The organism is Parasphingorhabdus sp., from assembly GCF_965233695.1.
Lineage (GTDB): Bacteria > Pseudomonadota > Alphaproteobacteria > Sphingomonadales > Sphingomonadaceae > Parasphingorhabdus.
In genome coordinates this window covers 704915-729924 of record NZ_OZ247497.1, presented here as the reverse complement: position 1 = coordinate 729924, position 25010 = coordinate 704915, and the positions used below count along the sequence as shown (strand labels likewise).

Sequence of the window (25010 nt, the reverse complement as noted above, 5' to 3'; positions counted from 1 at the left end):
CGCTCAGCAACTTTGATACACGCGCTTTGGCTGCGCGCTGCTGATAGGTGGGACTATGGGCTGGGTTTTGGCGCCGTGCCTTGTTGCGGGTTTTGGGAGCATGGATGATTTGCTAGGGAATACTTCAACGCCTTCACGTTTCGGTTCTTCGCCCGATTCACTACCAGACGGCTGCCCTGCAGGCGTTGACGTGCCAGTCTCGGGATCGACGGTCGGCAATATAGAGCCGTGAGGGTTGGCTGGTCGGCGCTTCTTTCCATCGCACTTGGAGAGCTTGGGCGACTTTGGTGCAGCTACAATAGGGCTGGCAGGTATCGAGATTGCCAAGGCGGCAATCAGAGCCATGATTTGTTTACGCATAATTTGCTCCTCAATTTGTTCCGCGACTGACCGAACCTGATGTCCGTATTCTTGCGATGCCGCGCGCGAAACCGCGTTCGATGGCGCGGCTTGTTGCCTGCGCTCCGGTCGCGCCGCGCCCGATGACAAACCCGCCTGCTGCTGCGATTGCCGATGCGAACTGGTTGGCGAGGGCAGGGCCACCGCCACCTAGGGATGCGGCTAGCATCGGAATTTGCAGGAAAAAGAAAAAGCCGAGCGCGTAAAAGGCGAGAGCCTTGATCGCAGCCATGCCGATTTCGTCATTTTCTGAAATTGTGGCGATGATTGCTTCGCCGGTCTGCGTAAGAAACAGCGTCAGAACGAGCGCGAAGACGATCAGCATCAGATAGTTGATGCACGCGCCCAGCCAGGCAAAGAAATAGCCGCGCGTGGACTCGAACAGAAGTGCCGCAACAAAGAGCGGTCCGACCACCGATAACAAAGCCAGTGCAAACAGGCCAAACGCGCTGATGACGAAGCCGATAGCAGCACATAGCAAGGTGGCTATAAGGACCATCACCACCAGAAAGCCTGAAAAAACAGCATAGCCAATATCGGGAAGCGTGCCTTGAGTTTCCTGATAATTCGCCGCGATCTTGCGCATAGTGTTGGCGGTTTCAAAGCCGGTGCCTGCCAGCTTGTCATAAAAGCCGCCAAGACCGCCAACATCCGCGCCGCCAAGAGCGGTGGCGAACTGGCTTGGCAGGCCGCCAAGTGCGAACATGCCGATTTGGGTTCCGTAAAGCGAAGTTACGGCAAAATAGAGGAACGCGAGCTGGCAGCCGCGATAGGCATATTCGCGAAATGGATATTGCACAGCGCCGCGCATAATCGCGTAACCGAGCAGCGAAATATAAATCACGATGCCGATCCGCAGCGCAGGCGATACTATGCCGATTATAGCAGCATATTTACCAACGATCGCGCCCAAGGCGGTATTAAGCGCCTCAAACATCGTGGTAAAAACATGATCGCTAAAATCCATTTCGGCACATGGTCCTTTTGACTCGGTTCTATTGGGTTAGTTGAAGCTGTGACTTGGCGAATGCTGCTGCGCGGCAGTTGGTCGTGACCACCGCAGGCTGCGCGCTCGTAGGAGTATTCGAGCCTGCCCAGCGCCGACAAATTTCCTGCATTGGCTCGATCTCGGCAGGGTGGGCAGCATAATATTTCCAAGTTCTGGCTGGCATATCGCCGTCAGTCCCGTCCGAATTCTCAGACGCGCCGCACCCCGCGAGCAACAACAGGATCGTCAGCGATGCGGCCCGCATAGTCATTGCCCCCGGTAGTAACGGCTTGCTTCATCAAGCTTGTGTGCCAAGGCGGCTTGACCCTCGGCAGCGCGAGCGCGTTCCTGTGCTTGTTGCTGCAAAGCGATGGCCTGCAAGCGCAGCTGGTCATTTTGCATGGCGGCAGATTCCAGTTGCAACCGAGCGGTTAGATCAGCAACTTCCTTGGCTGTGGATGCGCTCGCCAATCGTGTGCGCAGTTGGTCGAGCCCTTGAGCCCGCGAAGTAACGGCAGAGCCGACATTTTCTGCGAGGCCAGCATTGATGCCAATGTTGCGCGCATTGAGATCAAAGGCCGCGCGCGACTGCTCCGAGCCTGCAAGGCCAAGACGGTCCAGAAGTCCGCGATAGACTTCATCGGCCTTCGCGCGTCCTGCGCCAACTACATTAAGATCGCCATTTCCGAACCCTTCGAGCGAACCGTTTGATGTATCAAGCTCGCGCAGTGCATCGGTTTTGAGCTTCTGGGCTAATGTCGGAATGTCGGTGAGCTTGTTCAGATCCTCATAAAGCCTTTGCGCTTCGGCAATTTGCTCTTTGCCTTGCTTCACCATTTCCAAGGTTTGCCGAACTGTGTTGATCTGTTGGATCAGGCCGGCGCTGTCATGGACGGGCATACCTTGGGCAAATGCGGGCAAGGGTGCTGCGAAAAGCAGCGTGGCACTTAGTATCTGTGTCAATTTCTTCATCGTCTTACCTTTCTTCATGGTTCAGCGTCGTTGTTGGATTCAGCTGGGACGCCTCCGGCTATGGAAGAGGGGAAGCCAGACGGTAGGGTCGCTTCCTACCTCGGCTATGATTTCATCGACCTGGGCTGTGGTTTCGGCGCGGCCCGACAGGACCGCGAGCGCGTCATCGAGACCGCTCAAATCAAGTTCGACCACCACGCTGTCATGGCCCTGCTTGACCAGAAACTTGTGGCTTTCAGGCGAGAGTTCTTCGCGCACGAGTTTGAATTCGGCCTCTGACAGGGCGAATCCATCCACATAATCGCGCCGCGCACCAAAGGGATTTGGCAACATGATCTTGGTTGCGACCTGTTCGAGGATTGAATGGCTTATGTCGCTTTTAAGCGCGTCTGCTGGTGACTGTGTGGCGAACACCATAAGGGCGTTACGCTTCCGGTAAGTTTTTAGGCCGTCCTGGGCGAAGCGCCGGAAGGCTTCATCGCCCAATGCCTTCCAGAATTCGTCAATGCAGATAATCATCCGCTCGCCGGTTAGAAGCTGATCGATCCGGTGGAAGAGATACAGCATGACGGGCGTGCGGATATCGGCGTTGTCGAGGAAGTCGGTCATATCGAAACCGATAAACCTCGCATCAAGCGTCATGCTGTCATGCGCGTTGTCGAACACCCAGCCTAGAGCGCCTTCCGACGTCCATTTTTCTAGCCGCGCGCCAACGCCGCTTGCATCCTTCATGCCGAGCATTGAGCGCAGCGCGCTTAGCGAACGGTCTGCTACGGGAAGTTTCATAACCGCATTTATGCCGTCTTCGATCCTTCGTTCTTCCTGGACCGAGATGGGCTTGCCGTCAGCGCGAACCAATTGGCGGATGAATATCGACAAGAAGCTCTTGTCCGGGGCGCAGTCTGTCAGCGCTTTGAGCGGAGAGAAGCCGGTGGCGATGCCATTATGCAATGCGAGATAAGTACCGCCACTTGCCTGCACGAAAATTTGCGCGCCGCGATCTTTATCGATGAATATCTGCCGAGCGCCGGTCTTTTCCGCTTGTGCCATCAGAAAGTTAAGCAGCACAGTCTTGCCGCCGCCAGAGGGACCAATAATCAGCGTGTGACCCAAATCGCCTTTATGGAAATTGAAGAAATAGGGGCTTCGCGCGCTGGTCTTGAGAAGCGCTATCGCGTCACCCCAATGATTTCCGTTCGCTTGTCCGGCCGGGAAAGTATGAAAGGGCGAGAAAGCCGCAAAATTAAGTGATGTGATAGGCGCGGGCCTGGCGCGCCAAGCAAAATTGCCGACAAGCTGTGACCAATAGGCGGCTTCAAGCGCGGCGCCTTCTCGTGCTGCGACCATCCCGGTATCGGCAAGTGCCGCCCGCGCCACTGACATATGATCGCGCAAGGCGCGCATACTTGTCCCGTAAACGGCAAGCGTGAAATGGTGATCGCCCAAAACAAAGCGATTTGACATCAGATCATCGCTTGCATCAATCAGCGCGTCGGCCTGGCTGACCGCTCGGTCGCCTGAATTTTCCATTTGTGTCATGCGCAGCCGAAACTTCTCGGTTGCAGCCGCTCGCCCAAGAAATGTGAAGGATTGTGTCAGCACGAACCCGAAATCGACTGATAGCAACGCTTCAAACTGGCGCGGGGTGGTTTGCGCGGGATATTCGCGGATTCCGAAAATGCCGCCAAAGGCAGATGTGTCGGCACCGCGAACTTCGATGGTTTCCGCGCCGAAAATCGTCCGCGCGCGGTAAAGCGCGCCGCCCAGATGCCCGCGAACCACGGGAACACGGACATGGCGTCCGGTCATTACCATATCAGCGACTTCCATCGCTTCGGAAAACATCAATCCGCGATGTGCATATATCCTGCAGCGGCGCGGCTGACAGCGCGCCATGAGCTTTTCAAAGTCGCGAGCCTTGTCGTCGAGCAATTCGACCAGTGCCTCGTCAACCAGCGGACCTGTTTCTGCTTGCTTTGAAACCTTGCGTTTGAAGAGCTGGATGATCTTGTCGCTTCCCGTCGCAGAAGGGCGAATGACAAGACTGACGAAGAAGCGGTTGATGAACATCCGCTCCCGGTTGATGCGGCCAAAATAGGCGCGGTCCAGATCGGCAGCGAAACCAGATTGGAATGCCCCACCGGGATATTGATCCACGCGCATCCTGATAAGATGGGTCCAGACCGACAACCGCTCATCATGCAGGTTTCGAAGCAATCCGTTTAACTTGGTATGCCAGTCGTTGAGATCGCGCACATCGGACGTCTCGAAGGCGCGGCCCGTGAGTTCGAAAGTCAACATGATATCGCCGGAATCGAGCGCCACCATTTCCTCGTTTATATGGCGCGCATAGGGCAGAAATTTTTCAGGCGTTGCCTCGCGCTGCGCTATTTTGAGCGGCACAGCATTGTTGGTAGCGAGCAATCTACCCATGACGACCAAAGCCTTTGCGGCGCAGGCCAGTAAGCGGCAGCGGTGAGTAGCTACTGCCGCCCCAGAAGCTGCGGTTCCGGTTACCCGCTTTTGTCCGGCCCCAAAGGAACAGCAGGCGAAACGCATTGACATCATGCCGCACGATCAGCCGCGAAATTGAATAGCCAAAAGCCGCGATCAATGTGGCATAGAGCGGGCTGTTGCTCTGAATCAGTACCGATGCGCTAGCGATTAACAGTAATACCGCCGCTTCAATCGGAATCCCCGCCCAGAGCGCCGGGCGCGTCACCGCGAGGAACAGCGTGTTCTTTGTCAGACTTTCGGTTTGCTCGTTCATCGCCGTCAGCCCGCAATGAGACCGACGATGGAATCCGCCGAAAAGACTATGGCGATGCCAATAATGACCGTCACGAGAACAGCGGTCGAAGCGCGCCCTGTAAACCAGAGCAGGCCAGTTACAATTACGGCGATCACTGCCAGCGTGCGAAGAAGCGTCGATGATAAAAGGCCGCGCACATTGCTTGCAAAGCTTTCCAAATTTTGTGCGTAGGCTGGGTCGGGTAGGGCGAGCGAAATGAACATCGCAGACAAGAGGGTTATGCTCCAGAACACCGCACGTTGGCGCTTGTTTGGAAGCTGGTTAGATTTCGCTGCACGGGATGTGTGCCACACCTTAGCGCCCCGTGCCAAATTTAGGATGATGCTCATATGCTGCCCCTTTCATTATTTGCGAGAGCTTTGGTTTCGCGTTCGTAAGCCGCCCGCTCAAAGAGGTTCCAGCGCGGGGGTGGTGCAGGGCGAGGCGGCGCTTGCTGCGCTGCATTTTCCGCGACGATGATTGCCTGTAGATCGCCGCTTGTGTCCGCGATTGGTTGCGATGCAGTGGGGGTATAAGATACTTGTCTATCGGCAATGCCAGCATTGCCGACAACCTTGGCGACATAGCCATTACGAAACCCGCGTGACTGGCTTCCGGTGTTATACATTGAGAGGGCAATACGAAGGGCGCTTTGTGGGTCGCGCCCCGCTTTTACCGAATTATAATTCTGGGTAAGAACGCGGCCCAGTGCCGCAATATTGGTGCAGGGGTCGAACACTGTTTCCCATGTGAGACCAAGCCAGCGCATATTGCGGGAATTGATCTGGCCAAGGCCCAGATCGACTGAATAACCTGCTGCAACATAGCGTTTAGCTGTGGCAGCGGCTGTTGCAGCGCTGGTTTGGCGGCGAGGCTGCCGGCCTCCGTTGACGTTGAGGGCGAAGGGATACCCTCTGCTTTCGGTATGTATGATTGCCAGCACCGTTTTGGGAGCCACTGTAGGTGCGCATTGTGATGCAAGTGCAAATAAGGCGGCGGAAGAATAGTTCATGTAAGGCTTACCCCAGATGAAGTGACAGTTGGTTTAAGATACCCGCTATATTTCATTAATTTTGTCCCGAACTATTTGCTCTAATACGACTATCATTTTGATTTTCGAACTAATCATAGAAGTCAGGGGCTTAATTCAGCTATAGATTCAGGAAGGCGTTACGGACGTTTCGACTTGTCTATCGAAACCCGTAACGGCTTTTGACCTTCAATCTTGATCCTGCGGACTGTGTGTTCGTCGTTGGGCGGGTTCGCTGTCAGCCCGATTTCAAGTCCGAGTGCGGATAAATAAGGCAAAATCGAACATTTGCCTTCGCAATCTCAAGGCCTCGCCGGAGTCATCCAGCTAGAGGTATATTATGAATCGAAGCCGATATGTAACACGGCCGCTCGACGCTACTGATCGAGCGATCATCGCCGCATTGCACGAAAACGGTCGAATGACCGTTCGTGACCTTGCGGAACAGATTGGAATGTCCAGTCCAAGCGTAACTGAACGCATTCACAAGCTAGAAGATACAGGCGCGATACGGGGTTATACAATTCTTGTTGACCCTACGGTCTTTGGTCTCGGTATTTTTGCGCATGTGCGAGTCCGCGCCATGCCGGGTGAAGCAAAAAGAGTGGCACAGATGCTCATCGACACTCCTGAGATTGTCGAGGCGGATCATGTGACGGGCGAAGATTGCTTTATGGCGAAAGTGGTGGCTGGCGATCTACATGAGCTCGAAACCGTGATTGATCGTTTTCTACCATTCGCATCGACTGACTCGGCAATCATCCAATCTTCAACAGTGGGCCGACGTCTTCCAAAGTTGTGAATTGTTCGTACCCGCCTCATTGGCATTGCCAAGGCGCCCTAGGTCTGAGGCATTGATTTGGCGCTATTCAAGAGCTGTCTAGCTGGGGCCCAGTATCCTAACGCAGACGAATTCCCGGTGACACCCACGCCGAAAACACGTTATTTTTACAAGATGTGACAAGTTCGATAACTAATTATTAACCACAATCCGACATTGCCATCACATCGACGACCATAAAAATAACAGTTCAGGGAAAACAGGGTGGCACATTTCAAATTTCAGCAGCTCGCTATGGCGGGTCGGGCAGTTGCTCGGCTTATTGTCGGCATCGCTTTAGCGATTCCGGCAGTTGCATCGGCACAGAATTTTTCGGTTCAATCGGTGCCCGATCCTTATACTGCGATCTATTCGGACGGTTCGGGACGAACAATTACAGTGCGCGGCGAGCCGCAAAACACGGCCTGCTTTTCCTTCGACGCAAATGGAGTTGCAGACGTTTTCGCTACGGCAAGTACTGCTGCGTGCGACAGGTCGATAGAACTTCGGTTCGAGACATCTGGCTTCTTGTTCGACAGCGTAATTTATCCTGACATCGACGATATTGATGGAACCGCTCCGCGCGATAGCTTCGCTGCAAACGTTGCGGGTAGTTGGTCCTCGCCCACAATTGAGGTTTATTCGTTTGCTTCACCGCCTGCTTTTGCGGATCAAGCCGCGCGGCTTTCAGGTTCGGGAGCCGTGGGAAGCTTTCTGGCAAATGCCGCAGGCAATAACCCCACGAATGAAACTGCCACATTTGCACTAACCAATCCTACTACGACTTTTTCAATTTTTTATGACGATGTTGAAGGAGCGCGGAACGCACGAGCTTTCTTCAATCTCAATTTTCTCACCATTCAAACGGCGCAGGGTACGGTTCTGGCCGTTTCCGACAATGCCTCTGGTGTAAATGGTGTTTCCGGTGCGTCAGCGGTCGTCAATGCTTACGATGATGATACGCTGAATGGAGTTTCTGCAGACCCTACAAATACCGTGCTCAATGTAGCGCTTGGTTCGAGCGTGCCTGCGGGTCTGACGTTCGACACTATGAGCGGCGATGTTGGTGTTGCTGCTGGCACGCCAGCTGGCACGTACAGCTTCGATTATGAGATCTGCGAAATTGGGTTTCCAAGCAATTGTCAGATTGCGACTGTTACTGTGGTTGTCGAACCCACTGTCGATCTAGCTATCACGAAGACGAACACGCCTGGCCAGAATGGCGAAGTCGATCAGTCCAACGATACTGTGACGTCCGGATCGGCCACGACTTATACCGTGATCGTGACCAATAACGGGCCGGATAGCGTCACTGGAGCTGTTGTAACTGATGCGCCCGGCAGTGGTATCACTTGCCCCGGGACCAATGCAGTAATGATTTCGGGCAGCGGAGTTCCCGCTGGGAGCTTTACGATAGCCGATCTTACGGGGTCGGGGATCACGCTTGGCACACTCGCGAATGGCGAAAGTGCAATCCTCACATTCTCTTGCCAGGTGAACTGATATGGTACGCTCAACTTCAACTTATAAGCAATTTTTGCTAACAACTAGTGGGTTGCTGATAGTCGGCTTGCCTTCTGCAGTGCACGCGCAAGTGGCCGCCAATACCGCTAATGTTTCTGCGCCTGCGGGTGCTTTCGAGACCGACGCAAGCAACAACTCTGCGTCAGACTCTGATACGGTATTTGCAGCGATCGTAGCGACGAATGACAGTGCGACTGGCATTAACGGAGCCTCTGGCGCGACGGCGGTTGTGAATGCGTTTACCGCTGACACGATCAACGGTGTTGCGGCCTCTGCTGGCAATGCGACGCTTAGCGTTGCGACCGGTTCAACGGTCCCTGCTGGTCTGACGTTCGATGTTGCGAGCGGCAATGTTGATGTTGCTGCTGGTACGCCTGCTGGGACATACACGTTCGATTACGAGATCTGCGAGACCCTCAATCCTACCAACTGCCAGATCGCCACGATTAGTGTGACGGTGGATGCCGCGCCGATCACGGCGGGTGCTGATACACCGCCTGCGGTGAACGGTGCTACTGGCGGTGATGATATCGTCAATGCGTTCGACAATGACACGCTGAACGGCGCTGCGGTTGATCCGGCTGATATTACGGCCACGATCACCACGCCAGCGACGCCTGCAAGCCCGGGCGCTCCTGTTCCGGTTATGGATCCTGCGACGGGTCTGGTTGACGTTCCTGCTGGCACGCCTGCTGGCAGCTACACGATCACTTCGAGATATGCGAGACGCTGAACCCTAGCAACTGTGCGACGAGCACGGTGACGGTGGTGGTTGATGCGGCACCTGTGGTTGCGACGAATGACAGTGCGACTGGCATTAACGGAGCCTCTGGCGCGACGGCGGTTGTGAATGCGTTTACCGCTGACACGATCAACGGTGTTGCGGCCTCTGCTGGCAATGCGACGCTTAGCGTTGCGACCGGTTCAACGGTCCCTGCTGGTCTGACGTTCGATGTTGCGAGCGGCAATGTTGATGTTGCTGCTGGTACGCCTGCTGGGACATACACGTTCGATTACGAGATCTGCGAGACCCTCAATCCTACCAACTGCCAGATCGCCACGATTAGTGTGACGGTGGATGCCGCGCCGATCACGGCGGGTGCTGATACACCGCCTGCGGTGAACGGTGCTACTGGCGGTGATGATATCGTCAATGCGTTCGACAATGACACGCTGAACGGCGCTGCGGTTGATCCGGCTGATATTACGGCCACGATCACCACGCCAGCGACGCCTGCAAGCCCGGGCGCTCCTGTTCCGGTTATGGATCCTGCGACGGGTCTGGTTGACGTTCCTGCTGGCACGCCTGCTGGCAGCTACACGATCACTTACGAGATATGCGAGACGCTGAACCCTAGCAACTGTGCGACGAGCACGGTGACGGTGGTGGTTGATGCGGCACCTGTGGTTGCGACGAATGACAGTGCGACTGGCATTAACGGAGCCTCTGGCGCGACGGCGGTTGTGAATGCGTTTACCGCTGACACGATCAACGGTGTTGCGGCCTCTGCTGGCAATGCGACGCTTAGCGTTGCGACCGGTTCAACGGTCCCTGCTGGTCTGACGTTCGATGTTGCGAGCGGCAATGTTGATGTTGCTGCTGGTACGCCTGCTGGGACATACACGTTCGATTACGAGATCTGCGAGACCCTCAATCCTACCAACTGCCAGATCGCCACGATTAGTGTGACGGTGGATGCCGCGCCGATCACGGCGGTGCTGATACACCGCCTGCGGTGAACGGTGCTACTGGCGGTGATGATATCGTCAATGCGTTCGACAATGACACGCTGAACGGCGCTGCGGTTGATCCGGCTGATATTACGGCCACGATCACCACGCCAGCGACGCCTGCAAGCCCGGGCGCTCCTGTTCCGGTTATGGATCCTGCGACGGGTCTGGTTGACGTTCCTGCTGGCACGCCTGCTGGCAGCTACACGATCACTTACGAGATATGCGAGACGCTGAACCCTAGCAACTGTGCGACGAGCACGGTGACGGTGGTGGTTGATGCGGCACCTGTGGTTGCGACGAATGACAGTGCGACTGGCATTAACGGAGCCTCTGGCGCGACGGCGGTTGTGAATGCGTTTACCGCTGACACGATCAACGGTGTTGCGGCCTCTGCTGGCAATGCGACGCTTAGCGTTGCGACCGGTTCAACGGTCCCTGCTGGTCTGACGTTCGATGTTGCGAGCGGCAATGTTGATGTTGCTGCTGGTACGCCTGCTGGGACATACACGTTCGATTACGAGATCTGCGAGACCCTCAATCCTACCAACTGCCAGATCGCCACGATTAGTGTGACGGTGGATGCCGCGCCGATCACGGCGGGTGCTGATACACCGCCTGCGGTGAACGGTGCTACTGGCGGTGATGATATCGTCAATGCGTTCGACAATGACACGCTGAACGGCGCTGCGGTTGATCCGGCTGATATTACGGCCACGATCACCACGCCAGCGACGCCTGCAAGCCCGGGCGCTCCTGTTCCGGTTATGGATCCTGCGACGGGTCTGGTTGACGTTCCTGCTGGCACGCCTGCTGGCAGCTACACGATCACTTACGAGATATGCGAGACGCTGAACCCTAGCAACTGTGCGACGAGCACGGTGACGGTGGTGGTTGATGCGGCACCTGTGGTTGCGACGAATGACAGTGCGACTGGCATTAACGGAGCCTCTGGCGCGACGGCGGTTGTGAATGCGTTTACCGCTGACACGATCAACGGTGTTGCGGCCTCTGCTGGCAATGCGACGCTTAGCGTTGCGACCGGTTCAACGGTCCCTGCTGGTCTGACGTTCGATGTTGCGAGCGGCAATGTTGATGTTGCTGCTGGTACGCCTGCTGGGACATACACGTTCGATTACGAGATCTGCGAGACCCTCAATCCTACCAACTGCCAGATCGCCACGATTAGTGTGACGGTGGATGCCGCGCCGATCACGGCGGGTGCTGATACACCGCCTGCGGTGAACGGTGCTACTGGCGGTGATGATATCGTCAATGCGTTCGACAATGACACGCTGAACGGCGCTGCGGTTGATCCGGCTGATATTACGGCCACGATCACCACGCCAGCGACGCCTGCAAGCCCGGGCGCTCCTGTTCCGGTTATGGATCCTGCGACGGGTCTGGTTGACGTTCCTGCTGGCACGCCTGCTGGCAGCTACACGATCACTTACGAGATATGCGAGACGCTGAACCCTAGCAACTGTGCGACGAGCACGGTGACGGTGGTGGTTGATGCGGCACCTGTGGTTGCGACGAATGACAGTGCGACTGGCATTAACGGAGCCTCTGGCGCGACGGCGGTTGTGAATGCGTTTACCGCTGACACGATCAACGGTGTTGCGGCCTCTGCTGGCAATGCGACGCTTAGCGTTGCGACCGGTTCAACGGTCCCTGCTGGTCTGACGTTCGATGTTGCGAGCGGCAATGTTGATGTTGCTGCTGGTACACCTGCTGGGACATACACGTTCGATTACGAGATCTGCGAGACCCTCAATCCTACCAACTGCCAGATCGCCACGATTAGTGTGACGGTGGATGCCGCGCCGATCACGGCGGGTGCTGATACACCGCCTGCGGTGAACGGTGCTACTGGCGGTGATGATATCGTCAATGCGTTCGACAATGACACGCTGAACGGCGCTGCGGTTGATCCGGCTGATATTACGGCCACGATCACCACGCCAGCGACGCCTGCAAGCCCGGGCGCTCCTGTTCCGGTTATGGATCCTGCGACGGGTCTGGTTGACGTTCCTGCTGGCACGCCTGCTGGCAGCTACACGATCACTTACGAGATATGCGAGACGCTGAACCCTAGCAACTGTGCGACGAGCACGGTGACGGTGGTGGTTGATGCGGCACCTGTTGAAGCCCTTCCGGACGAAATAGGTCCAGTTGATAGCACCGAAGGTGATCCTGATGCAGGTAATGCCTATGATAATGATACATTGAACGGTGAGCCTGTTGATCCGGACGATATTGTTGGTTCAATACTAACTCCAGCAACACCGGCAGAGCCAGGAGCCCCTGTGCCCGTTATGAACCCTATAACAGGGGTCATTTCAGCACCTCCAGGGACACCTCCCGGGACGTATGTAATCGTGTATGAAATTTGTGAAAAGCTTAATCCTACAAATTGTAAAACCGGAACAATCAGTATCACGATTGACCCGCCGGTCGCCGGTATAAGCGGTATCGTCTTCCTCGATGAGGATGGCGATGGCATCTTCGATGATGGCGAGAACTTGCTGATCAATTGGATTGTTGAAATCAAAGATGCGGATGGCAATTTGGTTGCAACCGTACAAACTGATGAAAACGGTTTCTATGAAGTTGGTGATTTGCCGCTTGGTGAATATGATATCAGCTTCAAAAATCCAACAAATGGCGTACTTTACGGAACTATTGAGGGTGTTGAACTAACCGGCGGCAATGTCACTGTTGATCAAAACCTTCCCATTGATCCATCAGGTATTGTTTATGATGCAATAACGCGTCAACCGGTTGCAGGTACTAGAGTTACCTTACTAGGCGCCAACGGCAACCCTTTGCCGGCCGCTTGTTTCGTAGACGCTGCGCAACAGGATCAATTGACTGATGCCGACGGGTTTTATCGCTTTGATGTTGTTCCGGGTGGTGCAGTAGCCTGCCCAGTTGGTGAGACAGAATATAGCATCGTCTTCGACGCGCCGGGTACCTATAGCGATAATCCATCAACGATTATTGCGCCTCAATCTGATGCGTTGAATTCGACACCTGGTATTGGGTCACTTCTTGTAGCTCCACAGGCAACCGCGCCAAATGGTGGGCAAGACACAACCTATTATCTGCGCTTTATATTGGCGACCGGTGACCGGGACGTGGTGCACAACCATATTCCACTGGACCCATTCCAGAATCGTTCGCCTTTGGTGGTTAGCAAAACCAGCATTAAACGGTCCGCGAGTGTCGGTGATCTCATCCCTTACACGATCTCTGTTCGCAATGCTGAGAATGTGCAGCGTTCGGGTGTTAATGTCATTGATATCATTCCGCCAGGGTTCAAATATGTACCCGGTAGCTCGATCGTCAATAATATTGCCGAAGAACCTGAGCAAACCGGCCGTGAATTGCGCTGGAATGATCAGACCATCGGCGCAGCAGCAACGTCAACTTACAATCTGACAATGGTTGTTGGTGCAGGCGTCACCGGCGGGGATCGTGTGAACACTGCTCTGGGCCGTAATGGCTTTGATGGAGCGGAGATCTCCAACCGCGGACAGGCCGTTGTATCGATTGTTGCCAGTGCAATATTCGACTGTGCTGAGATTATCGGTAAGGTTTTCGACGATCTTGACGGCGATGGTTATCAGGATGAAGGTGAGCCAGGTATTGCCAGCGTGCGCCTTGCCAACGTCAATGGTCAGTTGATTACAACCGACGAATTCGGACGCTATCACATTACTTGTGCAGCGGTTCCGGATGCCCGGATTGGATCGAACTATGTCTTGAAGGTCGATACCCGCACATTGCCGTCCGGCTATGCGGTGACCAGTGAGAACCCACGGGCTGTTCGTTTGACGCGCGGTAAGATCACCAAGCTGAACTTTGGTGCGAAGCTCTCCAAGCGAGCAATTGTGACACTGGACAGCAACGCGTTTCTTGCCGGAAGCTCGGATCTTAAATCGATATATTCCGAACAGCTAGTCTCGCTGCGAGATCAGATTGATCCTGAAAACCCGGTGATCCGTATCGATTATGCAATTGGTGCGAACGAAGACGCAGGTCTTGCGAAAAACCGTGCTCAGGCCGTGGCAGAGATGATTGCAGCGCAATTTAGCGAAGATTGGGGTGGCCCACCGGCCTCAATCGAAACAAACGTGGTCCGAACCACCAGCAACTCAGGTGGGGAGTAAGAAGTATGTCTTATCAATATCCAAAAAACGCATTCCGTGCATCACTTCCAGTTTCTGTTACCTCACTGGAAATAGACAAAAAAACACGCAAAAGTGAATGGCTGGCAGGAACGGCAGTGGTCTTAACTTCTGCTAGTCTATCGACTGTCGCTCAAGCGGGAACCTTACAGACTGATACCCAGAGTGCGGTTGAGCAAACAAGGGATCTGAACACGCAGAGTTTGAAAGACTCGCTAGTACGTGAAGCTGTTTCAAACACTAAGGCTGCAAACCCAACCCAATCAGCATTTTCTATCAAAGTTGATGAAAACCGGGATGTCGCCGAAGCTAGTGTGCACAATGTACAAGTGCGTGTTGACAGCTTGCTGGTGCAACCGGTCCTGTCGGCAGGATTGGTGGATAGTGAACGAACTGTTGTTCGCGGCGAAAAAGCTCGTTTCGTAGGGTATACGAACTACCCGGCCTTGGTGGAAAAAGCCGAAGTGCGGATATTTGCGGATGGGAAAGCCAGTGACGGCAAACCCATGGCTGTGGCCGAGGTAGATGCTGACGGAGCCGCCAGCTGGCTGGTTTCCGGAGTTGCGCCGGAAAATCTATATTATGTTTACCGGGTCTATGGCGCCAAAGGCCGCTTTGACGAGACCAAACCGCAAGAATTGACGGTTTTGGACGAACCCTTCAAACAGAATGAGGAAGCTCCCTCCAGACCAGAATTTGGTCTGCTGGATCAGGCGAATATTCGAAATATTTCTACATCGGATACAGTGGCAGTAACGGTGACTGGTAAAGCCGATCAATCGAAAGACAATGTCCGCGTATCTGGTCAATATATTCCGATTGATGACAAAGGCAATTTTGTTGCCAAGCAAATCATTCGTAAAGATGTGAAGAAGGTAGAAGTACAGATCGCCCGCAACAATGTGGTGAATCTGGACAGCAGCTACAGCGTCTTTGTTCCCAAGAGCGATTGGTTCTTTGTTGGTCAAGGCGACCTGACATTCATTACCTCTACCGGCAACGGTCCGGCGGTTGACGTCAGCGGCGATATCTTGTCCGATGGTGACTATCTGACTTCGCGGGCTGCCTACTATCTGAGCGGTAAGTTCGGTAATGGTTGGAAACTGACCAGCTCGCTCGATACCGGTGAGGTTTTGCTGGAAGACCTATTCAACAATATCGACCGCAAAGACCCACGCCAGTTGCTGCGCCGTCTGGATAACAATGAATATTATCCGACCTATGGCGACGACAGCGTATTGGTCGAAGATGCGCCAACGCAAACCGGCTTCTACGCCCGATTGGAACATCACGATAGCAGCATCATTGTCGGTAACTTTATCGCCAATTTCAATCAGGCAGAACTGGCGCAGCTAGATCGCGGCCTGTTTGGCGGATTGATCGACTATAAGAGTTCTGCTGTGACAAGCTTTGGTGAACGCAAATTGCAATTGACGGCATTTGCATCCGACCCTGGTACCGTCCCGGCACGCGATGAATTTCGCGGAACAGGTGGTTCGCTATATTTCCTGAACCGTCAGGATTTGACTATCGGCTCTGAGCGTCTGCGTATTGAAACGCGCGACCGGGAAACGGGTCTTGTGCTCTCTTCGGTCGAACTTCGTCCGCAAGAAGACTATGATGTCGACTATTTCCAGGGCCGTATTACACTAGCTCGGCCACTGGCGTCAGTAGCTTCCGATGGCGAGATTGTGCGTCAGGGCAGTTCGGCAGGTAATATCCCTGTGCTTGTTGTGCGTTATGAATATACACCACTGGTCGGTGATCTGGATGGCTATACCGTGGGTACACGCGGTGCTGGCTGGATTGGCGAACATGTCCGTTTGGGTGTGACGTCGCAGAAGGAAACAACCGAAACAGCGGATCAAACGTTGCTCGGTGCAGATGTCTTGCTTCGCTATGCGGCAGGCACATATATTAAGGCCGAAATTGCCAGAACAGAAGGACCCGGCTTTGGCCAGTCCAACTCTGTTGATGGCGGGTTAAACTTCCTGAACATCGCATCGCCGGCAGCTATCGGTCAATCGGCTGATGCCTATCGCGCCGAGGTTGCGATTGATATTGCTCAACTGACCGGAGCAGATGGCAACTTGGGCAAAGTCGGTGGCTATTTTGAGCATTTCGATGCGGGATTCTCGTCTAATTCACAGCTTAGCTTTAGCGATACCGAGCGTTGGGGCGTTCATGCTGATCTGCCGATTGGAAAGAATACCCATATCAAAGCCAAATATGATGAACTCTCGACTGCGACCAATGGCTCAACGGCCGCCGCAACCGGAGAGATTACACAGAAATTTGGTGGCGGTGTAAGCGGTAGCCTTGGCATTCGTCATGACGAACGCACGCCAGGCTTACTGTTCAACAGTGTTGAAAATGGCAAGCGTACCGATGCAGCGTTTCAGGTCGACTATAATCCGGAAGCGGCCAATTGGTCTGCCTATGGCTTTAGTCAGCTGACTTTGGAGAATGACAATGGCCGTTTTGACAATAATCGCGGCGGTGCTGGTGTCAAAGCAGAGCTGACCGACAAATTGACCTTCTCCGGAGAACTATCCGGTGGAGACGGCGGTTTGGGTGCTGATGTCCAATTGAACCGTCGCCTTGGCGAAGGATCTGAAGCCTATATTGGCTATGCTTTGCTCGCCGATCGCAATGATACTGGTTTGGAAGCGCAAAATCTGTTTAACCGCTCCAATAGCGGAACACTGACAGTCGGCGCGCGTCAACGCTTCTCCAGCAGCCTGTCTATATATGGTGAAAACCGTATCGGCCATGGCGGAACCGCGCCGAGTTTGGTCCGCAGTTTCGGACTGACATTCGATCCAAGCGAGCATTGGTCTTTCAGTGGTTCGTTTGAAAACGGGCGGATTGATGATGCGACCACCGGTGTGTTTAAACGTACAGCGGCCACATTGGGCGCAGGATACAGCAAGGAGGGCTTGAAGATCAGCTCACAAGTCGAGGCACGCTTTGAGAACGGCAATGGCCGCGATCAGGAAGTCTGGTTGTTCCGTAACAATGTCAATGCGGAGATCAATCTCGACTGGCGTTTCCTTGGCCGGTTGAACTTTGCCATCGCCGATGAAGAAGGGCCAAGTGTCCGGGCAGCGGACTTTGTCGAAGGGGTCGCCGGTTTTGCCTATCGCCCGGTCGACAATGATCGGTTGAACGTTCTCGCTCGGTATAACTATTTCCGCGACCTAGGTCCCGTTGGTCAAATCACCCAAGGTGGTGAGATCAACAGTCCTAAACAGGTTAGTCAAATTGCGTCGATTGATATCAACTATGACTTGGCCCAATGGCTGACCATCGGCGGAAAATACGGCTATCGCCAAGGTAAAGTATCTTTGGGTCGAAACAGCGATCAATTTGTATCTAGCAACACCCATCTGGGTGTATTGCGTGCCGATGTTCACTTTGTGAAAGATTGGGATGCGCTCGTTGAAGGGCGCTTGCTGACCAATGATATTGCTGGAAACACGCGATATGGGTTCCTGGCTGCAATCTATCGTCACCTTGGTAACAACGTGAAAATCGGCGTGGGCTACAGCTTCACTGACTTCTCTGATGATCTGTCTGACCAAAGCTACACCAGCGATGGACTATTCATCAACTTGCTTGGTAAATTTTAGAGCAATTCTGGATGGCGCATTGTCACACTAGCTTGACATAGACGCGATAAATTTGGGGGATTGAATGTTAGACGCTCAGAGCCATAGATCGGTATTCTCCAAACGCACTAAATCTTAGGTACTTGAACAGGGATCGATTGGTGTGATGACATTGGAAGTCAAAACGATTGTAGGTTGCGGGTTGGAGTCGGAAAAATCACTGAGCTGATTTGACTGATTAGAACCGCTGCATCATTCATTCCTGTCTTTGCTAGGCTTATCGAAACCCCGCTCGTTTCATCTGCTGAGTAAATGTGACAATGCCAAGGACGAGCTACTTGCAACGATAATACAATAATTTACGTTTTCCATCTTAGGCTAGGGTCTCAATTAAGAAATAATTGAGTTTAGAGTTCTAAAGCGGACTGATGGAAGAAACTTTCATCTTTCGTGGCATGACGGTTGCGATACTTGGCCTTTTTGCAGGTGTTTTCGCAAGCATATACCTATACGATCGCAAACAGCGTTTTGCTGGATGGCTGGCCTTGGCCTATCTATTTGGACTTATCGCCTTTTTGACCGATATTAGCCGTTCGATGCTTGCCCCCGTTTTTTCAGATATTTTTGCCAAGACCATGTTCTGGTGTTTCAGCATCGCATTGGTTTTAGCTATCTTTGATAGATACAAGTCCAGATTTCCAATCGTCAAGATTGGCGTGATTGTTGGCCTTGGTGGCGCAGCCTTATTATGGTTCAGTTTCGTGCAACCCGACGTTATCATGCGCTCGATTTTTTCGGCTTCAACCGCAGGTTTGATACTGATGTGCGCCTTGCCACCTTTGTGGCAGAAACGCAGCGGCATGCTCGAAAGCATCATGTTCGGTTTAGTTGCTGCGATTAGCGCCACCTATTTTTTGCGCCCAATCATAGTTTACGGTGTGATGGATGCGGCTCACTCAACGGCTACTTATCAGGGTTCGGCCTATGCAACACTCCTCCATGCAACCAGCGCAATTTGCGCATTGGCTTGCGGTGTGGCTATGCTGATTGTCGCTGGGCATGATATTATCGCAAAGCAACAGCTTGCGATGACAATTGACCCGTTAACGGGTTTACTAAACCGCAGAGGCTTAGATGAACTCGTGGACCAGGAAGTCTCGAACGATGACGGGGTTGGTAACCAAGGTTCGGTTATAATTTTCGACCTTGATTTGTTCAAACAGGTCAATGACCGCTTTGGGCATGAAGCAGGTGATGATGTCTTGAAGCGTGTTGGATCAACTGTCATGACTCTAATCAGTGAACACGGCAAAGCTGCCCGCATTGGTGGTGAAGAATTTGTTGTCATTCTCGATCCGTTGAGTTCGGAAGTCCGCGTCACTATTGCTAATCAGTTGCGTGTTGCGCTAGGAATGTTGGTGCACCCGGAACTTGACGCCGATTGCCGGGTTACATCTAGTTTTGGTGTGGCAAAAATTCATGACGGGGAGAGCTTTAAGATGGCACTATGCCGTGCAGATTTCGCCCTTTACCGCGCCAAAGCAGAGGGCAGAGATCGAGTTGTCGAAGCAAGGCCGGAGCGAGCCAAAGTTGCTTCGAAGAAATCAGCTTGAGAAAGGAAGTAGCAGCTCCTTTCCCATTTCCGAAGTACCCGACCAATCTCAAGCTTAAACGACCATAACAATATCATTGATGCTGTTTCAATAGCGAATACCGTGCGGGCGTATTCAAACCGAGCATTCTAAAATGTTGTCAGCCAGCGTTTTTTTTGCATACATTGAGGAATTTACCTATTGCTGTTCCCGAACCCTCCAGATGGATTGAAAATTTGTTGCCGTTCAAGTTTATAAACGCACGGTTGCCGAGGCGCAGTGCTTTCCAAAGATCATGTGAACGGCCAATATCAAAATGCGGAAAATTAGTATTACTTCCTTGTATTTGAATTGGGTCCATACGACCGATCAATCCATAGGACTTTCCATTGTCGATACGGATAGAAAAGCCGAATTGGTCGCCCTCTCGTAACTCTGGAGGATTAGCGAACAACGTATTTGAGACAGTGCCGTTCTTAAAATTTGCACATGAAAATTCCCATAATCGATCAAGTCGATGTTCTGTTTCTTTCACACCAAACTCTAACGCAGGCTTTCCACGTTGCGATTGGAAGCTCCATGTCATTCCCACGCCGCGCCCGACATCTTCATATAGCTCTTCAGAAGGGGCAGGTGCCTCGCTTTGTGCGGAAACCGCAGACGGCATTGCCACGGCGATGAAAAGCAATTGGGAATATAAAATCCTCATACATATTTTCATAGCACATCCTATCGGTCAAATACAGAATTTCGAACTCCCGGCCCAACATTTTGGAGTTACAAACGGCAACATCTTTTTGCATTTTACTTAACTTTGGGTTCATCGAAAAAGGCGTTGTTCTGGGGCATCACAAAACAGGGACACTCATTATGAACAAGCACATTTTTCTCCTTCCACTCATTTTGGGTATGCCCCCGTCATTATGCCTCAAGATATAAGGTTTGCTGCCCTTCACTTCAACTTTGTGTTAGCCAACTAACACAAAAAGTTACGATTCTAGGAAAAAGAGTAAAAACGCTAACACATATTCTAACACATGTTGTAAAATAGCGGGATATTATCCAATATTGTCAGTTATATAGTTATCTATCATTCCGTCTCATAACCTGAAGGTCGTAGGTTCAAATCCTACTCCCGCAACCAAACTAAAGTCTAAAATACAATAGCTTAACGAAAAGTCTCGGTCGAAAGATCGGGGCTCTTTTTGTCCGAGCAGTAAGCATAGGTAACCAAGCTGCTGAGTAGGATTGAGTATTCGCTCCACGGTGGACCCCGGCGCACGCCTTTTCACGGTCTGCCGATTTCAACCTGTGCTGCCTTGCTAACTTCCTTCCTCTATCTGAGCTCTCGGTATTCTGTTGGAACAATATCAACAACCTTCTTGATTATCGAATTTTTATAGCTGCTTATCCAATAGTTCAGCCATGGATTTGGGAAGGCCTTACTGCCGTTTTCACTTGTTTATCTAAACCCGTAACGGGCTTTTACCTTTAATTTCGACGCTGCGGATGAGATACTCTTCGCTGACTACAATTGCTCTCGAAGCGATTTCTAACTCATAACATAAATGTAAAAGGCAGTATCCGTCATTTGGCGTCGTCGCCAAAAGATGCCCCTACGCTATAAAGCTAAATCGCTCTCTCGCTAGAATGGGTGCCCCATTAATGTTGCGTAAGCAGACGTTCGGAAAGAGATCTAGTGGTAGTCATTCCGAATTTCATCTCTATTTCTTAATAGGGGGATGTTTACCAGCTCACGGGAGCCCTACTTTGGAGGTTCATCAACATTCTTAAGCGATGGTGCATACCGGAAACACATCATCTTACCAACGAGGTGACTTCAGGGGAGGAACCGAGATTGCGGAATGAACTGGTTGGCTTTTTGGATTGAGACACGAACGATTTCTTTTTCAGTTGTATGGCAAGCCCACTACGCACATCTGTTCTGTCAGGAGCCTCGACCTTGAATCTTTAATATCTTATGGTGCAATTTACACGTTTTTACCCGTTTCTAGGGTCTCTATTCTGGTTTAATTAACTATTTTCATTCATTTTTTATCTTACGCGCAACGGTAAGGTAACTTGATGACACACGCCGCTTTTGAAAAGATAGAGCAACCAATTCTCGGCAAACTTTCCAGTTTGTTGAAGGTTGCTGCTGGTATTGGCCTGCTGGCAATATCAGCTCCTGCAATGGCCGCACCGTTTAGTTGTTCGGGTGATATTTACCAGGTTCAGTCCGGGCAATTACGAATTTTTGATCCACTGGTCTCCGCCTATGTCGATGTTGGCACCAATCAAGGTTCTTACAATGCCACGGGCTATAATATTAATGACAATTTTGCTTACGGGTCGCAGGGCAACAATGTAATCCGTATCCATGCCGATGGTACTGCGCAAACGCTCTATAACGTCGGATTTAGCAGTTTTGCCGGGGATGTTGATGATAGTAACGGGCTATGGTTACGCCGTTCTGCAACGCAGTACAGCCGGGTTAATCTGACCGATGGAAGTGTTGCAACTTCAAACTTCACGGGAAATACAGTCAGCGGTGCTGATGCAGTCTGGATCCGCAACGGCGGCATTCCCTATCTGGTAATGGTGACAACAAACAATATTGGCGTGGTCAACCTGAACACCAACGTGTCTGAAAGTAAATCGATTTCAGGTTTACCAAGCGGCGGTTTTGGGGCCACTTGGTCGGATTTTAATGGCAGAATATTTACGTTTAACAATGGTAATGGCGGGATTTACGAGCTGTTCAACATCTTTGGTGCGTCGCCTAGCGCGGTATTGGCCGCACAAGGGGATCCAAGCGGCAATAACGACGGTTTCTCGTGTCCACTGGCTCCTTTCCCCAATCTACAGCCGGTCGCGCAGGACGATGTCTTTACTACGCCTTTCCAGACCGCAATTACCCGAAACGTTTTAACCAACAATGGCAATGGCGTTGATTTTGATCCCGAAAGCACAGCGCTTTTGGTGGAAACTACACCGGTTGTAGCTCCGGCCAATGGAACTGTCTCGATCGCAACAGATGGGAGCTTCACTTACACGCCCAATGCTGGATTTTACGGAACGGACAGTTTTCGTTACAGAATATCTGACGCCACCGGCCTAACCGACACGGCAACAGTTACAATCACGGTTCCGGCTCCCCCCATCAACTTGGTCACTGTGAAAACCTTGGCTTCGGGCAATTCTAATCCGATCGCCGGTGATACGGTGACATTCAATATAACCGTGACCAACAACGGTCCGGCCGAAGCGACGGGTGTATCGCTTATAGATCAAATCCCCACTGGATTGACGCCAACGGCCAATAACGGAAACCTCACTGTCGGCAGCTATGTTGCTGGTTCTGGCGTTTGGACTATTGGCACGCTCCCCAATGGTGCCTTCGCGACTTTAACGATCGAAGGTATAATTGATGGCAGTTCGGCTGGTCAGCCGCTTGAAAATGTAACGACCAAGGCTGTGGGTGATCAAGCCGATCCTACTGATAGCGGCAATGACCTTATGGAAGGCATCGTCATTTTCCCGCTAACCCTGTCTGCTAACTCGGACAGTTCTGATGATATTGTTAGCAGTGTAGGTAACGCTAATGCGCTAAATGTATTTGATGGTGATACCCTAGGTAACAATCCGGTAGTACCGGGGGACATGACTTTGTCGGTTGCTGCGGGTTCATCACTGCCGTCAGAACTGACCTTCGACACGACGAGCGGTGTTGTTGGTGTTGCGCCGGGAACAGCCCCGGGCGTCTATTCCTTCGTTTATCAAATTTGCGAAACTGCAATTCCGACTAATTGTGCAACCGCTACTGCGACGGTTACTGTCATCGCCAATCCTATTGATGCCGTGAATGATGAAGTTTCCGGCATTGTCGGCGCGACTGGCGGATCAGCTGTTTTAAATGCATTTACTGGTGATAGCGTGGATGGCAATGTTGCCACTACTTCCAATGGCCAATTGTCGGTCGCAATCGGTAGCACCGTTCCGAGCGCACTGGTTTTTAACGCTGCCACTGGTGATGTCGATGTTGTAGCTGGCACACCTGCTGGAACTTACAGTTTTGACTATACCCTTTGTGAGGTTGGCAATCCTAGCAATTGCGACACGGCCACGATAACGGTAATAGTCGAAGCTGCTATTATTAAGGCCAACACCGATAGCTTGCCAAGCGTGAACGGCGCAACCGGCTCGCCAAATGCAGGAAATGCCTTTTCCAACGATACATTGAACGGCGCAATGGTTGATCCTGCCGACATCTCTACAAATGTTACGATGCCAGCAACGCCCTCGTCTCCCGGAGCATCAGTACCGGTGCTCAATACGTCTACAGGTATCGTATCCGTTCCTTCAGGCACTCCGGCGGGAGCATATATGATTGAATACCGGATATGTGAAACCATCAATACGATGAACTGCTCCATTTCCACAATTACAATTGAAGTGACAGCATCCGTTGTTGTGGCCACCAATGATAGTGAAACCGGTGTTAACGGCGCAACTGGTCAAGCGGGCGTGCTTAATGCATTTACCGGTGATACGATCAATGCAAACGCAGCTTCTCCATCGAATGCAACGCTCTCCGTTGCGCCAGGTGAAACCGTCCCGTCAGAACTATCTTTTGACTTGGCCACTGGCGCAGTGGACGTTTTGCCAGGCACGTCGGCGGGGATCTATACATTTGACTATCAAATCTGTGAGACTTTAAACCCTACAAATTGCCAGATCGCAACAATCACAATCGATGTCGCGCCATCGGTTGATTTGGTTATCACGAAAACAAATACGCCTGGTGCTAATGGCGATGTTGATCAGGCAAGTGACACGGTTACTTCCGGTACAAATACAACCTATACGTTGACGGTAACCAACAATGGTCCGGATGCCGTTACTGGAGCTATCGTAACTGACACGCCGACCAGCGGCTTGACTTGTGCCCCAGCAAATTCGCTCACAATAACAGGCGATGGAGTGCCGCCCGGAAGCTTCACCGTAGCTGATTTAACAGGTGCAGGGATCACGTTGGTAACCCTGGGTAATGGACAATCGGCGTCCATAAGCTTTGACTGCCAAGTCAACTAAGATTCTGAGAAGCAAACAAAATAAACTCTATACTTGGAATATAATAAATAAAATCTCTTATTCTATTTACCGTAAGATACCATCCCGATTTAACGCATAACCGCTTATTCTGTTCTAGATACATATCCCTGATTTTAGACGATTTTACACCCAGACGGGGGTTTTGGAAGGTTTTTGTTAACCATCTTAATTTAACAAAAATATCGCAAAAGAGCCAAAACAGGGCATAGAACATGAAGTTCAATAGTAACAGTAACCAACTTTT

The 25010-nt window shown here is 52.2% G+C and carries 17 protein-coding genes and 1 tRNA gene; 9 read left to right on the top strand and 9 right to left on the bottom strand.

Annotated elements, in window-relative coordinates:
* Positions 1-3 precede the first annotated feature (3 nt).
* The 8 genes from ACO6S1_RS03390 to ACO6S1_RS03355 are packed head-to-tail and all read right to left on the bottom strand — an operon-like array spanning position 4 to position 6162.
* Positions 4-360 carry a hypothetical protein gene (locus ACO6S1_RS03390; RefSeq protein WP_422344953.1) on the bottom strand — a complete coding sequence of 119 codons (357 nt, stop codon included), beginning with the start codon at positions 358-360 and terminating at the stop codon, positions 4-6.
* Between the two features lie 10 nt (positions 361-370).
* A complete protein-coding gene (locus ACO6S1_RS03385) occupies positions 371-1366 on the bottom strand; it encodes a type IV secretion system protein (RefSeq protein ID WP_422344952.1) in 996 nt (331 codons plus the stop codon).
* A gap of 28 nt (positions 1367-1394) precedes the next feature.
* Positions 1395-1658, bottom strand: coding sequence for a hypothetical protein (locus ACO6S1_RS03380; protein ID WP_422344951.1), 264 nt, complete (start codon positions 1656-1658; stop codon positions 1395-1397).
* Positions 1655-2359, bottom strand: a complete 705-nt coding sequence (locus ACO6S1_RS03375; protein ID WP_422344950.1) for a type IV secretion system protein — start codon at positions 2357-2359, stop codon at positions 1655-1657. Before ACO6S1_RS03375 ends, ACO6S1_RS03380 begins: the two co-directional genes overlap by 4 nt.
* A 39-nt stretch (positions 2360-2398) precedes the next feature.
* The gene (locus tag ACO6S1_RS03370) at positions 2399-4792 is read right to left on the bottom strand and encodes a VirB4 family type IV secretion/conjugal transfer ATPase (protein ID WP_422344949.1); all 2394 of its coding nucleotides are present in this window, start codon (positions 4790-4792) and stop codon (positions 2399-2401) included.
* Positions 4785-5129 (bottom strand): type IV secretion system protein VirB3, encoded by a 345-nt coding sequence (locus ACO6S1_RS03365; protein WP_422344948.1) that lies wholly within the window; start codon positions 5127-5129, stop codon positions 4785-4787. The genes ACO6S1_RS03370 and ACO6S1_RS03365 overlap by 8 nt, the downstream gene beginning before the upstream one ends.
* Before the next feature lie 5 nt (positions 5130-5134).
* Entirely contained in the window at positions 5135-5500 is a 366-nt protein-coding gene (locus tag ACO6S1_RS03360) for a TrbC/VirB2 family protein (protein WP_422344947.1), read from the bottom strand.
* Positions 5497-6162 carry a lytic transglycosylase domain-containing protein gene (locus ACO6S1_RS03355; RefSeq protein WP_422344946.1) on the bottom strand — a complete coding sequence of 222 codons (666 nt, stop codon included), beginning with the start codon at positions 6160-6162 and terminating at the stop codon, positions 5497-5499. The genes ACO6S1_RS03360 and ACO6S1_RS03355 overlap by 4 nt, the downstream gene beginning before the upstream one ends.
* 358 nt (positions 6163-6520) lie before the next feature.
* On the opposite strand from ACO6S1_RS03355, the gene ACO6S1_RS03350 reads away from it, so the two are divergent.
* The 7 genes from ACO6S1_RS03350 (at position 6521) to ACO6S1_RS03320 (ending at position 19672) form a co-directional block, all read left to right on the top strand.
* On the top strand, positions 6521-6982 hold the full coding sequence (locus ACO6S1_RS03350; protein ID WP_422344945.1) for an Lrp/AsnC family transcriptional regulator: 462 nt from the start codon (positions 6521-6523) through the stop codon (positions 6980-6982).
* Between the two features lie 243 nt (positions 6983-7225).
* Positions 7226-8503, top strand: a complete 1278-nt coding sequence (locus tag ACO6S1_RS03345; RefSeq protein WP_422344944.1) for a hypothetical protein — start codon at positions 7226-7228, stop codon at positions 8501-8503.
* 1 nt (position 8504) lies between these two features.
* Entirely contained in the window at positions 8505-9257 is a 753-nt protein-coding gene (locus ACO6S1_RS03340) for a hypothetical protein (RefSeq protein WP_422344943.1), read from the top strand.
* 35 nt (positions 9258-9292) lie between these two features.
* Entirely contained in the window at positions 9293-10264 is a 972-nt protein-coding gene (locus tag ACO6S1_RS03335) for a hypothetical protein (protein ID WP_422344942.1), read from the top strand.
* Positions 10261-14430 (top strand): SdrD B-like domain-containing protein, encoded by a 4170-nt coding sequence (locus ACO6S1_RS03330; RefSeq protein ID WP_422344941.1) that lies wholly within the window; start codon positions 10261-10263, stop codon positions 14428-14430. Before ACO6S1_RS03335 ends, ACO6S1_RS03330 begins: the two co-directional genes overlap by 4 nt.
* Before the next feature lie 5 nt (positions 14431-14435).
* Positions 14436-18080, top strand: a complete 3645-nt coding sequence (locus ACO6S1_RS03325; protein WP_422344940.1) for a hypothetical protein — start codon at positions 14436-14438, stop codon at positions 18078-18080.
* Positions 18081-18634: 554 nt separating this feature from the next.
* Entirely contained in the window at positions 18635-19672 is a 1038-nt protein-coding gene (locus ACO6S1_RS03320; RefSeq protein ID WP_422344939.1) for a GGDEF domain-containing protein, read from the top strand.
* Between the two features lie 139 nt (positions 19673-19811).
* On the opposite strand, the gene ACO6S1_RS03315 is transcribed toward ACO6S1_RS03320, so the two are convergent.
* The gene (locus ACO6S1_RS03315) at positions 19812-20360 is read right to left on the bottom strand and encodes a hypothetical protein (protein WP_422344938.1); all 549 of its coding nucleotides are present in this window, start codon (positions 20358-20360) and stop codon (positions 19812-19814) included.
* A 340-nt stretch (positions 20361-20700) separates the two neighbouring features.
* Between ACO6S1_RS03315 and ACO6S1_RS03310 the strand changes: the two genes are divergently transcribed.
* Both ACO6S1_RS03310 and ACO6S1_RS03305 read left to right on the top strand, forming a co-directional pair.
* Positions 20701-20795: transfer RNA gene (locus tag ACO6S1_RS03310), tRNA-OTHER, on the top strand.
* 941 nt (positions 20796-21736) lie between these two features.
* Positions 21737-24745, top strand: coding sequence for an Ig-like domain-containing protein (locus ACO6S1_RS03305; protein WP_422344937.1), 3009 nt, complete (start codon positions 21737-21739; stop codon positions 24743-24745).
* The last annotated feature ends 265 nt before the right edge of the window (positions 24746-25010 follow it).

Bases quoted from the DNA above. Each gene is read 5' to 3' on its own strand.
- ACO6S1_RS03365 (WP_422344948.1), bottom strand. From the start codon at position 5,129: ATGAACGAGCAAACCGAAAGTCTGACAAAGAACACGCTGTTCCTCGCG.
- ACO6S1_RS03350 (WP_422344945.1), top strand. From the start codon at position 6,521: ATGAATCGAAGCCGATATGTAACACGGCCGCTCGACGCTACTGATCGA.
- ACO6S1_RS03375 (WP_422344950.1), bottom strand. From the start codon at position 2,359: ATGAAGAAATTGACACAGATACTAAGTGCCACGCTGCTTTTCGCAGCA.
- ACO6S1_RS03325 (WP_422344940.1), top strand. From the start codon at position 14,436: ATGTCTTATCAATATCCAAAAAACGCATTCCGTGCATCACTTCCAGTT.
- ACO6S1_RS03380 (WP_422344951.1), bottom strand. From the start codon at position 1,658: ATGACTATGCGGGCCGCATCGCTGACGATCCTGTTGTTGCTCGCGGGG.
- ACO6S1_RS03360 (WP_422344947.1), bottom strand. From the start codon at position 5,500: ATGAGCATCATCCTAAATTTGGCACGGGGCGCTAAGGTGTGGCACACA.
- ACO6S1_RS03355 (WP_422344946.1), bottom strand. From the start codon at position 6,162: ATGAACTATTCTTCCGCCGCCTTATTTGCACTTGCATCACAATGCGCA.
- ACO6S1_RS03305 (WP_422344937.1), top strand. From the start codon at position 21,737: ATGACACACGCCGCTTTTGAAAAGATAGAGCAACCAATTCTCGGCAAA.
- ACO6S1_RS03315 (WP_422344938.1), bottom strand. From the start codon at position 20,360: ATGAGGATTTTATATTCCCAATTGCTTTTCATCGCCGTGGCAATGCCG.
- ACO6S1_RS03390 (WP_422344953.1), bottom strand. From the start codon at position 360: ATGCGTAAACAAATCATGGCTCTGATTGCCGCCTTGGCAATCTCGATA.
- ACO6S1_RS03340 (WP_422344943.1), top strand. From the start codon at position 8,505: ATGGTACGCTCAACTTCAACTTATAAGCAATTTTTGCTAACAACTAGT.
- ACO6S1_RS03370 (WP_422344949.1), bottom strand. From the start codon at position 4,792: ATGGGTAGATTGCTCGCTACCAACAATGCTGTGCCGCTCAAAATAGCG.
- ACO6S1_RS03385 (WP_422344952.1), bottom strand. From the start codon at position 1,366: ATGGATTTTAGCGATCATGTTTTTACCACGATGTTTGAGGCGCTTAAT.